At 62.9% G+C, this 13,132-nt stretch carries 9 protein-coding genes; 4 read left to right on the top strand and 5 right to left on the bottom strand.

Annotated elements, in window-relative coordinates; all coding sequences use genetic code 11:
• The first annotated feature begins 533 nt into the window (after window positions 1-533).
• Together H0X90_RS22605 and H0X90_RS22600 are read left to right on the top strand one after the other, a co-directional pair.
• Complete coding sequence (locus H0X90_RS22605) at window positions 534-1,112, top strand: drug:proton antiporter (RefSeq protein ID WP_012493292.1); 579 nt, start codon at window positions 534-536, stop codon at window positions 1,110-1,112.
• Window positions 1,109-2,629 carry a mannose-1-phosphate guanylyltransferase/mannose-6-phosphate isomerase gene (locus tag H0X90_RS22600; protein WP_006490764.1) on the top strand — a complete coding sequence of 507 codons (1,521 nt, stop codon included), beginning with the start codon at window positions 1,109-1,111 and terminating at the stop codon, window positions 2,627-2,629. Before H0X90_RS22605 ends, H0X90_RS22600 begins: the two co-directional genes overlap by 4 nt.
• Before the next feature lie 94 nt (window positions 2,630-2,723).
• On the opposite strand, the gene H0X90_RS22595 is transcribed toward H0X90_RS22600, so the two are convergent.
• Window positions 2,724-3,968 carry a right-handed parallel beta-helix repeat-containing protein gene (locus H0X90_RS22595; protein WP_102898591.1) on the bottom strand — a complete coding sequence of 415 codons (1,245 nt, stop codon included), beginning with the start codon at window positions 3,966-3,968 and terminating at the stop codon, window positions 2,724-2,726.
• A 715-nt stretch (window positions 3,969-4,683) separates the two neighbouring features.
• On the opposite strand from H0X90_RS22595, the gene H0X90_RS22590 reads away from it, so the two are divergent.
• Together H0X90_RS22590 and H0X90_RS22585 are read left to right on the top strand one after the other, a co-directional pair.
• Complete coding sequence (locus tag H0X90_RS22590) at window positions 4,684-5,838, top strand: glycosyltransferase (protein WP_048985589.1); 1,155 nt, start codon at window positions 4,684-4,686, stop codon at window positions 5,836-5,838.
• Between the two features lie 21 nt (window positions 5,839-5,859).
• Window positions 5,860-6,939 (top strand): glycosyltransferase family 1 protein, encoded by a 1,080-nt coding sequence (locus H0X90_RS22585; RefSeq protein WP_059723497.1) that lies wholly within the window; start codon window positions 5,860-5,862, stop codon window positions 6,937-6,939.
• A 153-nt stretch (window positions 6,940-7,092) separates the two neighbouring features.
• Here H0X90_RS22585 and H0X90_RS22580 read toward each other — a convergent pair whose 3' ends face one another.
• The 4 genes from H0X90_RS22580 to H0X90_RS22565 form a co-directional block, all read right to left on the bottom strand.
• Window positions 7,093-8,346: an oligosaccharide flippase family protein gene (locus H0X90_RS22580; protein ID WP_043204741.1), complete on the bottom strand. Its 1,254-nt coding sequence runs from the start codon at window positions 8,344-8,346 to the stop codon at window positions 7,093-7,095.
• A 38-nt stretch (window positions 8,347-8,384) separates the two neighbouring features.
• The gene (locus tag H0X90_RS22575) at window positions 8,385-9,575 is read right to left on the bottom strand and encodes a glycosyltransferase family 4 protein (protein ID WP_034202429.1); all 1,191 of its coding nucleotides are present in this window, start codon (window positions 9,573-9,575) and stop codon (window positions 8,385-8,387) included.
• Window positions 9,576-9,881: 306 nt separating this feature from the next.
• Window positions 9,882-11,693, bottom strand: a complete 1,812-nt coding sequence (locus H0X90_RS22570; RefSeq protein ID WP_048985591.1) for an alpha/beta hydrolase — start codon at window positions 11,691-11,693, stop codon at window positions 9,882-9,884.
• 209 nt (window positions 11,694-11,902) lie between these two features.
• Window positions 11,903-13,048 (bottom strand): acyltransferase, encoded by a 1,146-nt coding sequence (locus tag H0X90_RS22565; protein ID WP_006490766.1) that lies wholly within the window; start codon window positions 13,046-13,048, stop codon window positions 11,903-11,905.
• Window positions 13,049-13,132: the final 84 nt, after the last annotated feature.

Raw genomic sequence — 13,132 nt, 5'->3', positions numbered from 1 at the left:
CCGGATGACCCGCGCGGTTCGAACGGAAGCAGACGCACCGCAGATCGCGACAGCCATACATGCGCGCAACCGGCAGCATACCGCCGGCCGGACGTGTGCACCGCGCAGGTGCGCACGATTCCAAATGAAACGCCGCGAGGCCTCATGAACCGGCCTGCGCGAGGCAATCGACGACGAACCGGTGCCCGGCGCCGTCATGCACGAGCGCCCATCGTGAACTCGCAATCGTCGGTCCCGCGCCCCGCGCCCGGTTCGTGCGCGATGTCCTCCGGCCGCGCTTCGCTGCACGCCGCCACGATGAATCAATTATGAAAAGGCACCGGCCCCGACGGTGTGTGCTACCGCACATTGCGACGCTCGCGCGTCGCGAACATCGCCTCGCATCCCGCGCCCGGCGTGCGAATCCGGAGCGTGAGTAGGCTTTCGAACAGACCGCCGGACCGTGCTTCCGGATGATGAAGATCGCCGCGCCGCACGGAACGATCGCGTCCGTGCGGCGCGACGTGCCGAAGGCATCACGCGAGGACAGCATCATGGAATGGCATTGTTGTGAATTCGAACATCTGAGCGCCGTCGATCTCTATGCAATCCTGCGCGCGCGCAACGCCGTGCTGGTGGTCGAGGATGCCCACACGCATCTCGACATCGACGGCAAGGACGCGGGCGCGCTGCACGTCTTCGCGAGCGTGCACGACGGCGACACGACGGAAGTCGCCGCGTACGCGCGCATCCTGCCAGGCGACGACATCGATCCTGACGTCGTGATCGACAAGGTGCTGACGAGCGAAAGCTGCCGCGACGACGACACGCTCGAGCGGCTGATCGGGCGCGCGCTCACCGCCGCGCAGGCCGCATGGCCGGACACCGCGGTGCGCACGCACGTCCCTGCGCCGCGTCAGGCGTTCTACAAACGGTTCGGATTCCGCAAGGCCTACGGCCCGTATCTCGAACAGGGTGCGCCGTTCGTCGGCCTGGTCCGGTCGGCCGACCGCGCCGCCGGCGCGCTGCGTCACCTGCTGTCGCGGGCCGTTTCGGTCTCGCGCAACGACGACTCGCGCGCCGACGGCCGCGCTCACACCCGGCTACCCGCCGATACCGGAGCGAACCGATGACCCGCACCCTTCATCCGGTTCCCGAGCCCGATCTGCCGAGCATCCTGCCGGTGATCCTCGCCGGCGGCTCCGGCACGCGGCTGTGGCCGCTGTCGCGCGAACAGTATCCGAAGCAGCTGATCGAGCTGGTCTCGAACGAATCGCCGCTGTCGGCAACCGCGCGCCGCCTGAACGGCATCGCGAACGCGTCGCTCGGCGATACGCTGCTGCTGGTATGCGGCGAACAGCATCGCTTCATGAGCGCCGAGCAGGTGCACGGTCGCTCGGCGCCCGCCCGCATCCTGCTGGAGCCTGCCGCGCGCAACACCGCGCCTGCGCTGACGCTGGCCGCGTTCGACGCGAGCGCGCTCGCGGACGATCCCGTGCTCGCCGTGATGCCGGCCGACCACGTGATCGTCGATGACGGCGCGTTCCAGGATGCGGTCGCGCGCGCGGCGCGCTACGCGCAGGAAGGCGCGATCGTCACGCTCGGCGTGCTGCCGCGTCGCGCGGAAACGGGCTACGGCTACATCCAGGTCGGCGAGCCGCGCTCCGGCCGCCACGGCAGCCAGGGCGGCTACGCGATCGGGCGTTTCGTCGAAAAACCCGACGCGACGCTCGCCGAGCGTTACCTGCAATCGGGCGACTACTGGTGGAACAGCGGGATCTTCGTCACACGCGCATCGGTCTGGCTGAAGGCGATCGGTGCGCTCGCGCCGGACATCCACGCGGCCTGCGAGACCGCGTGGCGCGCGGGTGTCGCCGACGATCCGTTCTTCCGGATCGATGCGGCGGCCTTCGACGCGTGCCCATCGGATTCGATCGACTATGCGGTGATGGAGCGCCTCGCGGAGCATGGCGAACTCGGCATCGAAGGCATCGTGGTGCCGCTCGCGGCCGGCTGGTCGGACGTCGGCACGTGGGACGCGATCTGGGAAATCATGCCGAAGGACGACGACGGCAACGTCGCGCGCGGCCCGATCGTGTTCGAGGATACGCAGGACAGCCTCGTGCGCTCGGAAGGCCGCCTCATCGCATGCGTCGGGATGAAGGACGTCGTCGTGATCGAGACGGCCGACGCGGTGCTGGTCGCGAACAAGCACGACGTGCAGCGTGTGAAGAACATCGTCGCGCGCCTGAAGACCGACCAGCGACCACAGGCGAGCGAGCATCGCAAGGTGCAGCGGCCGTGGGGCCACTACGATTCGATCGATTTCGGCGAGCGCTTCCAGGTGAAGCGGATCGTGGTCGAACCCGGCAAGCGGCTGTCGTTGCAGATGCACTATCACCGCGCCGAGCACTGGATCGTCGTGCGCGGCACCGCGAAGGTGACGCGCGGCACTGAAACATTCCTGCTCGGCGAGAACGAATCGACGTACATCGCCGTCGGCGAAGTGCATCGACTCGAGAATCCCGGCCGGATTCCGCTCGAAATCATCGAGGTGCAGTCGGGCAACTATCTCGGCGAGGACGATATCGTTCGCTTCGAGGATCAGTATGGGCGGGCGGTCGAGGCACTGCCGGCCCAACAGACATAGCGGACACGACGCGCCGCCCGCGTCGCATGCGAACCCGATAGCGGTCGACGTCGTTCGCGACGCGCGTTCCGCCGTCGACCGGCGGCGCCGGGAATCAACGAGGCTGCCCGACGAGTTCGCGTACGCGCGGGAGCAACGACGTATCCGCACCGACTACGTCAGGCGCGGCCGAGCGGGATTGAAGCGTCATCGCACACGGCCCGGATGTCGGGGAGTCGACCACGCAATCGTGCTTCGGGCCAACCCGTACCGGCATGCCGCCGATCCCCGACAGTTGATTGTCCGCGAGCCGGACCCCGGACACGTTCCCCCACAGGCGAATGCCGTCGAAGCGTGCTTGCGATACGCGATTGCCGACCACGGCCACTTGCGTCACCGCGCCGGACCACGTGCTGACCTCTATCGCGCCCTGCTGCGTGAGCGGGCGGGGATCGGTCCGGCCGATCGCCGTCTGGATGTTCGCGATCACATTATTCTCAATCCGGACACCGGACGCGCCGTAGGTTTGGAAGCTGTCCTCCTGTGCGACGAGAATCCCCGCGCTCACCTGTACGTTGCGTACGATGTTGTTCGAGATCGTCACGTCCGCGCCACCGACCACCGTAATTCCGCGCCCCCACGTGTTGCCTTCGAGCGAGTTACGCGTGATCAGCACGTTGCGGCTCAGCACCCCGTCGCCGCGGTAGCTCACCACGGCAATCATGTCGTCACCGGTGTCACGCACGACATTGCCTTGAACCAGCACGTCGCGCGCACCATGCGTCATGTGAATGCCGTCGGCAAGCGTCGACAGTACCTCGTTTCCGACGATCGCGACGCCCGTGCCGCCAAACACGAAAATGCCGGCGCTGGCACCGCCTTCGACGACGTTGTCGAGCACCTGCACGTCGTGCCCCGTGACCTCGACCTTGGTCGACTCCCGCGACGCGAGACGCGTCGTGCCGGTGCCCTTGAGCCGGAATCCGACCAGCGTCGTACCGTCGCCCCGCATCTCGATCGTCTGGTCACCCGGCCTGGTCGCCGTCAGCGTCGCGCCGTACCCCGACAACACGACATGCGGCCGCCGCACGATCAACGAACGGCCGACCACATACCGCCCAGGCGCGAACACCAGTCGCTGCCCGGGACGCAAGCCGTCCAGCACGCGTTGCAGCTCATCCGCCTGATCGGCCGAGCCGGAAGCGGGATAAACGTACGCATCCGGCACCTCCTCATGCCGTGTACCTGCTGTGGACACGCCGGGCGCCGCCACGACGCACCCAGGCCACCACAACCCACCAGCCATGAACATGCCGGCGATCACGGCGCATACGCGAGACAGGCATCGTGAAGCACGCATAGTGAATCCGTTCCCTCGAACAATCTGGCGCACGGCGCTGGCACGCGCGCTCGAACAACCGCTTTCGCGGTAGACATGATTCATGCCGGCTGCCTGGACATCGATCGCTCCCGGCGATGGCAACCGGCTGTATTCCGGCCAACCGTCGAGCGCCGCGCAGACCGGCGACTCCGTTGAAACGAACGGAACGGCGCCTTCCATTGGACCATTCGATCCGGGCGGCCCTCGGTGCGTCAGCACACCAAGATATCCGGCACCAGCTCGACGTGGTGCGGCGCCATTCCACGAAGCGTTACGCGTACATCGCGCGAATACCCGCACGACAAATCGCTCGACGAATGTCGTCAGACAGCAGCCGCGATCGACTAATCCCTCCGTCGGTAAGCCATCGCACCCAGCGCGTCGCGCATGCGCTGCACAATGACTCAAGCACCGGATGTACGCCACGGCAGGTACTTTCGGTCGCGTGATCTCGCGTGGCTGTGGCCCGATCTCAACCTGCGTCGACGCCACCTGCGGCGCCAGTGGATCACGCACCTTTGGCCCCGGCGCGACGGATTCAATGTTCTCGATCTTCATGGATTCACAAATTAGGAATCCATACCTCATCGGCATGGCATTGCATCTGCGCAACCGTCCGGCAATTTGACAATCCGCCGTCCAACCACTTTCACGGCGAGCGATGAAAAACGCGATCGAACCGACAGGCCGAAAGATGACCACAAAAAAGATCGTTCATATCGCCGAGGCGTTCGGTGGCGGCGTGCTGTCGATGTTGACCCAGCTTGCCAACCATGCCGCGGCGGCCGGCATCGACGTAACGGTACTGCACTCGATTCGACCGGAAACACCGGCCGATTTCTCGACGCTGTTTCGTCCTGACGTGAAGCTGATCCACGTCGACATGACTCGCGAGGTCAGCATCCGGCAGGATCTGCTGAGCGTACGCGCGCTGGTCAGGATTCTTCGCGACTGCAGACCGGCCGCGATTCATCTGCATTCGTCGAAGGCCGGTGTGCTGGGGCGTCTCGCTTCGAGGATTGCCGCCCCCGATGCCAGGGTCCTCTATTCGCCTCACGGGCTTTCATTCCTGCGCTTCGACATTTCGCGCATGCGGCAAAGCGCCTATCTGAACTTCGAACGCATCGCCGCGCATATCGGCGGCACCATTGTCGCTTGCTCGGGCAGCGAACTCGGCGAGATCAAGGAAAAGGTCCGCGCCAAATCGGCCGTCCTCGTGGAAAACGGTGTCGATGTTGCCGAGATCCTGCCCCGCCGAACACGAGACGATGGCAAAACCGTGATCGGAATGAGCGGTCGGGCATCGTTCCAGAAGAACCATCACGCATTCGTCGAACTCGCCGCCAAACTGCGGCGCGCCGACGTCGACTTCCTCTGGATCGGCGGCGACGCCAACGAGATTCCGGATCCGCGCCAGGGCAAGGCCGTCATCTGCAGCGGCTGGGTGACTCGCGCGCACGCGCTGGCACTCACGTCGGGACTGGACATCTATGTCCAGACCTCTCGCTGGGAAGGCATGCCGGTCGCATTGATCGAGGCCCAGGTTGCGGGCATCCCGGCCGTGGTGACGGACGTCGTCGGCAATCGCGATGTGGTGGTTCACGGCGTGACCGGATATGTCGCGTCAAGCGTCGACGAGATGGCCGCGTATCTGGCCAAGCTGCGCGACGACCGGCAACTTCGCGAAAAAATGGGTGCCGCGGCCCGAACGCGGGCGGTTCAAAGGTTTTCGATGAACACGGTCTTCCGGCAGTGGCACGCCTTGTACGGTCTGGATACCGTCGAGTCTCACGCCGGTACTCGCGGTTTCGAACCGGTTGCCCTGGATCACATCAAGGCCCGATTCTGAATTCGATATGCAATGATGGACATGACCGCTTTCAAAAAACCGAAACAGCTCCTTTACAACGGTCGATTTACGACACAGAAGACGACCGGAGTGCAACGAGTGGCGCGCGAGCTGATCGCCGCGCTCATCAAGTTTCAGCCGCAAGACCCGGTGACCCTCCTTATGCCTCCCCAGCCTGGCGTCGAGGTGAATGGAGCGCGGACCGTCAAGGTCGGCTTTCACAAAGGCGTCGTCTGGGAGCAACTGGTCCTGCCATTTTTCGCCCGCTCCGGGCGCCTCGTCAATCTCGGCAATTCGGCGTCCATTTTCATTCGCAACCAGATCATCTACATGCATGATGCGGCGGTATTCGACACGCCTGCACATTTTTCGCGGTCGTTTCGGATGTGGTACCGGATCATGTTCTGGATCCTGGCGAGAACCTCCGCTTGCGTGCTGACCAATTCCCGTTTTTCACGGGATCGCCTCGCGTACCACTGCGGTATCTCCACCGAGAAAATCAGCGTCGTTCCGCTCGGGGCGGATCACCTCGACTCGCTGGAGCCCGACGCGAGCGTGCTCGACGCCCATTCGCTGACGCCGAACCGGTTCGTGCTCGCGGTCAGCAGCATGAATCCCACCAAGAACTTCGGCCGGCTCATCGCGGCATTCCGGCAACTCGACGATCCGTCGGTCGACCTCGTCATCGTCGGGATGAGAAACACGACCGTGTTCGGCAACCAGGATCATGTAGCGGCGGCAGAACCGAACATCAAGTACGTCGGCTACATCAGCGACGAGCAACTGAAGGCGCTGTATCAAAATGCGGTTTGCTTCCTGTATCCGTCAATTTACGAAGGTTTCGGTATTCCGCCCCTTGAAGCGATGCGATACGGTTGTCCGACGATCGTCGGAAAAGCCGCGGCGCTACCGGAGGTCTGCTCCGATGCGACGCTGTACTGCGATCCATATTCGCAGGACGACATTGCGGAAAAATTGCGGCGCCTGCTGGATTCCGACGATCTCAGAGCCGAGCTCAAGCGGAAGGGAATCCATCACGCGGAAAAATATTGCTGGAGCAAAAGCGCAAAAATGATGACGGAAATATTCGAAAGGCTGTAGGCGATCGACACAAGTCGTCGCCATGACCGAGGCCGCGAGCCGCGTCATACCCAGCCGCGCTCGCGCCTGCGGTCGTCGCAATCAAGACACGCACCGTCGCCCTGCCTCGCAATCGTCGTGACGGCAGCGCAACCTGTCGCCTCGCGAACCGCGTTACCTCGATCTCGCCGGCATGTTGATCAGGCCAACCCGTTCGCGGAAAAGCACGTACATGAGTACGACGGCCACCGTCGTTTCGACCATCAAGACGGCAATGGCGGCCCCACGCTCCGCAAACAGCGACGCAAGCGGCGGCAGTATCGTGACGTTCAGCAAGCCGGACGAGATCAGAATGGTGCTGAAGACACGCTTCATGCCCAGCGGCAGCATCGTTTGAACGCCAAAGAGATCGGTCATGCATGCCATGAACGGTACCAGGGCGAGACAACGCAGTACGGCGACTGTCGGCTCGAACGTGGTTCCGTACAGGATCCGGACGGCGAGCGGCGCGAACTCGTAGATCGTTGCCGACATTGCGAGCACGAGCGCGCCCTGCACGACAATCAGCTTGCGCAGGAACGCAAACGCTTCGTCACGTGCGTTATGCATCAGGTAAGTGATATGCGGGTATGTCGTTGCCCTCAGCGGCTGCAGCATGCCGACAGCGGCACGGATCAGCTTGTCGCCGGCGGCAAAATAGCCTGCGGCGACGTGACCGGAAACGATACTCAGCAGGACGGTGTTGGTCGATGCGTAGAACGAGATCGACGTCGACGCGAGGAACACCTGCGTGCCGCCTTTCAACGCTTCGGTAATATCGGCGAACCGCACGCGGACACGCGCGATCTCACGGCAAAAAAACAGGTAAGCAAGCAAGGTAGCTCCGCAGAGCAATGGCACGGCCGCGTTGATGGCGACCGCGTACAGGATATCGTCCGGGGTGCGAACCCAGAGGAAGAAGGCAGCGACGCTGAGTGCGCGATATCCGACCACCGTCATGCTGAACACGCTCAGTTTCTGAATGCCCTGAAAGTACCAGCCTGGCGTGAGCGCGGCGCCGATTGCCATCCCGAATTCGAGCAGCAGCGCCGTGCGCTCGGCCTCGAAGTACGGAATCAATGACGTCATCGCAACGAGGACTGCGAAGCCCGCGACGGTTATCAGCCACTGCGCGCTGATGGTCGTCCAGAAAATGCTCGATCGCTCGACCTTGTCGCGCGCAAGCGCGACACGCGGCGTTGCCGTCAGGTCGAAGCTGTAATTCACCAGATTGATGAAATACGTGGTCACCGCGAGCACGAACGACAGCCGACCGTACTGTTGAGGGCCGAGCACACGGGTCAAGAGCGGCAGCGTGACGAGCGGCACGACGTACGTCGAGATCTGCAACGCAAACAACATGGCGAAGTTTTTTCGAACGGCGGTCATCGTGCTTTCTTGACTGAAAATGGACAGTGCATCGCCTGTCAACAGGCATGCACGCGCGGTGCATGCTGGTCGATGCCGAGTGCAGCATACAGAGACGACGCGTAGCAATCGACCGAGTAACGCGACCAGTCGTAGCGACGTGTGCCGTCGTCGAGGTGGGCGCGTAGCGCGTCGATTGCCCGCGAGAACGCTTCGGGGGTGTTGCGATAGAGGATCTTGTTGCCGATCTCGTCGCCAAACGTCGACAAACTTCCGATGTCGTTCACCAGTACCGGCAGGCCCAGGACCGCGGCCTCGACTATCACGAGGGGGGCGTTTTCCACCCAGATCGACGGAAGCACAAGCGCGTCGTGCGTCGGCAGCTCGGCGAACAGCGCGGCATGGTCGAGACGGCCGGCAAAGCGCAGCCTTCCGTCCTTGACGAGGCCGGCGTGGCATTCCTCGAGACGAGCGCGCTCCGATCCTTCGCCATAAACGGTAAGCGATGCAATCGCTTCACCGGCGGAATCGGCCATCAGCGCGAGAAACGGCGCCAGGCCCTTGTCCTCTTCGATACGACCGACGAACGCCAGATCCAGACGCGCGCGCTGCGCCGGTTTCGGTGCGCGGGGAACCAATGCCGCGTCGATCGGATTCGATAGCAGCGTGGCGCGGGTGCGCCCGAATCGCGCGATCAGGTCGCGCATGAACGGGCTTGGACACAGGATTTCGTCGAACAGGCCGAGCGGGTCGAAAAGCGCATTGACCGTGTGCCAATGCAACTTCTTCACGACGTCGTGGAGAATGCCGTGCGGACTGGCGACAGAGACGAAGCGCCGGACGCCGTGCAGCTGGTCGAGCGACAACGGCTTCGTCTGCCCGCCGGAATAGATCTGCAGGCTCGGATTGTAGAACACGAGATGGTAGTCGTGCGCCGTCATGTACAAGCTACACCCGGAGCGCCGCTTGTAGCGGGCAAGCACGGGCAGGATCGCGCTCGACAGGCGATTGTGATAATTGTGTACGAGAATGCGTTGTGGCCGAAACCGGTCGAGCAGCGCGCCGAGCGCATGCGCAGTCGCACGCGACCACACACGGGCGCGCCGAATATTTTCGTCCCCGGGCAGCGCATGCTCGTCGAAGGTTTCGACCGACACGTCATTGCGTGCGCGCAGCACGTCGACGGACATTCGGTATACCTCCTCCGCGCCTCCCTTTCGAACGAAGTCGTTGATGACCAACACGCGCATCACGCCGGGCCTCGACGTGCATCAGGCCCGAAGTTCAACGCCCCGTCATCGTCTTCGCGTCGAGACGCGATCTGCGCAATATCACAGACCGCTTGCAAACAGTAAAATTTACGCAATTTCCGGCAGTCGTGGCAAGTTCGTTTCATCGGCATTCCTGAGCGGAGCCACGGCGCTACGTGCGTCTGGCGAGTGGCCCTGTGAAACACTACGCCGCTACGATAACGTACCGGAAACGACGAATCTGTTCGCATGGTCACTCAGAACCGGTTCACCCTACCTGCCCGGCGGCAACGGTACCGCTGCGACCTAGAGTGTCGATTCGGTGCGCCGCTTGCGTGAATGCGACGCCATCACACGTTTCGTCTTCTCCGTTGCCGCCAGCTCCGCCGGCGCCCGCCAACCGGCAAGCAGCCCAGTACACCGGTCGATGACATATTGCGCGGCGGCAGTGCCGTACAATGAATGATCGACGGCATCCCGCAGATCGACCGACATGTTCGGCAAACGGGCAAACGCACGCGAAGCAGGGCCGAAATGCCGTACCAGCGTATCGACACCGGGATCGAACGTGCCGTAAATCAGATGGGTGCGAATGCCGCGCGCCGACATGTCGCGCAGCAATCCTCGCGGCGTATCCTTGCCCGGGCACCACCCGACCCGTTCCGCGGCACGCATGACCGGCACCCACATGAAATCTGCGACGAAGCGCGTTAATCCGCGCAGAACCGGACGCAGATCACGACCACTGCGCAGCAGGCGACGCCACTTTCCAATACTGCGCAACGATGCCAGATAGCCTCGCATCGAATTCGTCTGATTCTTGATCACGTTCGCGAGCGTCTCTCCGCGAGGCCACACGAAAACCGGGAGATTGATCGCGATCGCGCCGGCAAGCTGCCCGCTCGACGCGGCATGAAGCGACGTGTACGCGCCGGAGCAAATCCCGAATGTGACAACCTTGTGATGCCCGGCCTCTTTCAGCCACTCTGCCGCCGAAACCATGTCGGTGATCACCTGATCCGAATACGGGATGTCCGATTGATCGTCACGCGCATGCGTGCCGCTGTCGCCGATTCCGCTCGCATCAATCCGCAGGCTGCAGATGCCTTGCGCGGCGAGCGACCGGGCCAGCCGGACGGCGAAACGTCCGTCCGCGACGCGCGAATTGGCCGCCGTATTCGTGATCAGGAGCGTTGGCGCGGCGGCCCGCATGATGTCTTCGGTCGGCTCGCACAGCACCCCGACCAGTTGCCGCGGTCCCACGCGAACGATTCGTTCGACGCTCCCTTGTCCCGTGAGTACCACGCCGGGGTCGAGGCATCGCGCGGGCGCGTTGACGGCCGGCTCGGGATCGTCGTCGAACCAGCCCGCAATCGTGTCGAGCAATGCCGCCGGCCACCGCGACCAGTGCGGCTCTCGCATTGCGGCCGCCCAGTCCGCGCACGCATGAACGCTGACCGCGACACCACGTGCCTGCAACGCGTCCGATAGCATCGCACTGTCGCCGTACGGTGCATCGACAAGCAATGCGCGCGCCGGCAACGTGCCCGATTGACGGGCAGCCTGCAACAGATCGATACGCCGAAGCGCGTCGACCAGATCGTCGGGGTACGTGTGTCCGAGTATGTTCAGGGGTTTCTCGTCGCGAACCGCGCCTCGCACGGTCGGCGGGGCGTTGTCGAGCCAATGTTGCGCGACGACGGAGAGCTCGCGGAGGTAGCCGCGACCGCGCACGACGGGCGCAAGCGCGACGAAACGCGTAAGCCCGGGGATGCCGTCCGCGGCGAGAAGCGCCACGGCCGCGCCGGCACGCACCCCGATGAGCGTCAGACGGTCCAGCGCGACGCGCTCTCGCAACGCGTGTACGGCGGATCGAACGCTACCGAGCATCTGGCCGAAGCGACCGGGATCGCTTTCGTCGCCGAGCGAATCGCCACTTGCCGGGTAATGAAAGCGCAGCACCGGAAAGCCGCGCTCCGAAAGATGCTCGGCGAGTGAACGCACGAGTTTGTGAAGCCAGAGTGCTTCGTGACCGAGCGGCTCGCAAATGACGATGCCGTGTGTTCGGGTGCCCTCGTGAAGCCAGCCGACGCATCCATCAAACTGGACAGGTGTCATGGTCTTATCCTTGTTTTAATAAACGCTAGTGAAATCCGTTACAGGGCGTGTTCCCCGTCAATCGCCCGGGACCAACCGATATCCGTTTCATGCCGACTCCAGCATCCCCCGGAAGATATCGGGCGCCGTTTCCCGCTCCCGCGAACCATCCGCGTTTGATCTTTTCCAACCGGCCCTGGTGCCGCGGGCCGATCTGCGCCAATCAACCGTCAGCCATCAGCCTCGCCGGAGGCAAACAGATTGCTTCTCCGGCGCGCGGTGAGCGTACGCGCAAACTGCACAAACGGTGCTTCGCACAACCGATAGCCCGCCCAAGACAACGGTATCAAAGGCAGGATCGGTACGATCATGTAGAGACCGAGCGGCCAACCAGTAATGTGGAAACGCTGGCACAACCAGAACATTGCAAACAGCGGAAGGCTATGCAGCAAGTAGATCGAGTAACTGATCTCGCCGAGCCATGAAAGCAGGCGAATGCGGAGCTTCAGAATCGTCGCCAATGCGGTGAACATCACGATGCCGATGAAGTAAGCGAGCGAAGTCGGAAAGTGCTCCATGTTGTGATGTCGCCAATCGCTGAGCGCCCCCATCAGCGCGACACTTGCCATCACCGCCGTCAGGCCGGCTGCCGCCGATCGGTAAGTGATCGCGATTCGGCCCGGAGCACCACGCCACGGCCATCCCGCGCGCAGCAATTTGAGAGGCGTGTCGTATGCCTGGCGAAAGCACGCGCCCCAAAACATGATGCCGAGATGATATGGCATGGTCTTGTATTCGCTGGGCATACCGGCCGGAGCGAGTTTCAATCCGACGATCATCACGAACAGCCCTGTCAATCCGATACTGACAACGCACAGGCAGAACATCCGGTGAAGTACGCCGCTCCAGAACAGGACCAGGCACAGTCCGTAAAAAACCAGTTCTGTCTCCAGCGTCCAACCATGCGGCAATATCAGGCTTTCTCCGAATGCGGCGGGCATCATGGTGACGTTCGCGACGATTCCATCGACATCCATCTTTTTATCGAACAGATACCAATGGACAAAATATCCCAAAGGCAGCGCCAACCAGTAAGCCGGGTATAGCCGGAAGAATCTTCGAACGAGAAACCGCTTCGTTCCCGCACCAACCTCCCCGTGCAGGCTGCTTGGAATCAGCATGCCGCTGATCGCGAAAAACACCACCACGCCAACACGCCCGAAGTTCATGGAGCGCTGCAGCGTGTCGAGCATGTATTGCGAGCCCGCCAGCGGAGCGAATCGCTCGGCATAGTGCGTCCATATGACGAGTATCACCGCAACCGCGCGCATGGCATCGACATGGTGAAATCGCTTCGAATCGTTCGAATGGGACATGGCTGAAATAGTAAAAACCGGGGTGTCTCGTCACGACTTTCCGGCGTTGCGATCGAAGTCGAATCCATCGCCCGTACGTTCGCG

Source organism: Burkholderia sp. 9775_39 (genome assembly GCF_015712225.1).
Lineage (GTDB): Bacteria > Pseudomonadota > Gammaproteobacteria > Burkholderiales > Burkholderiaceae > Burkholderia > Burkholderia cenocepacia.
The sequence above is the reverse complement of the archived record's forward strand: the minus strand, read 5'-3'. Positions and strand labels throughout refer to the sequence as shown.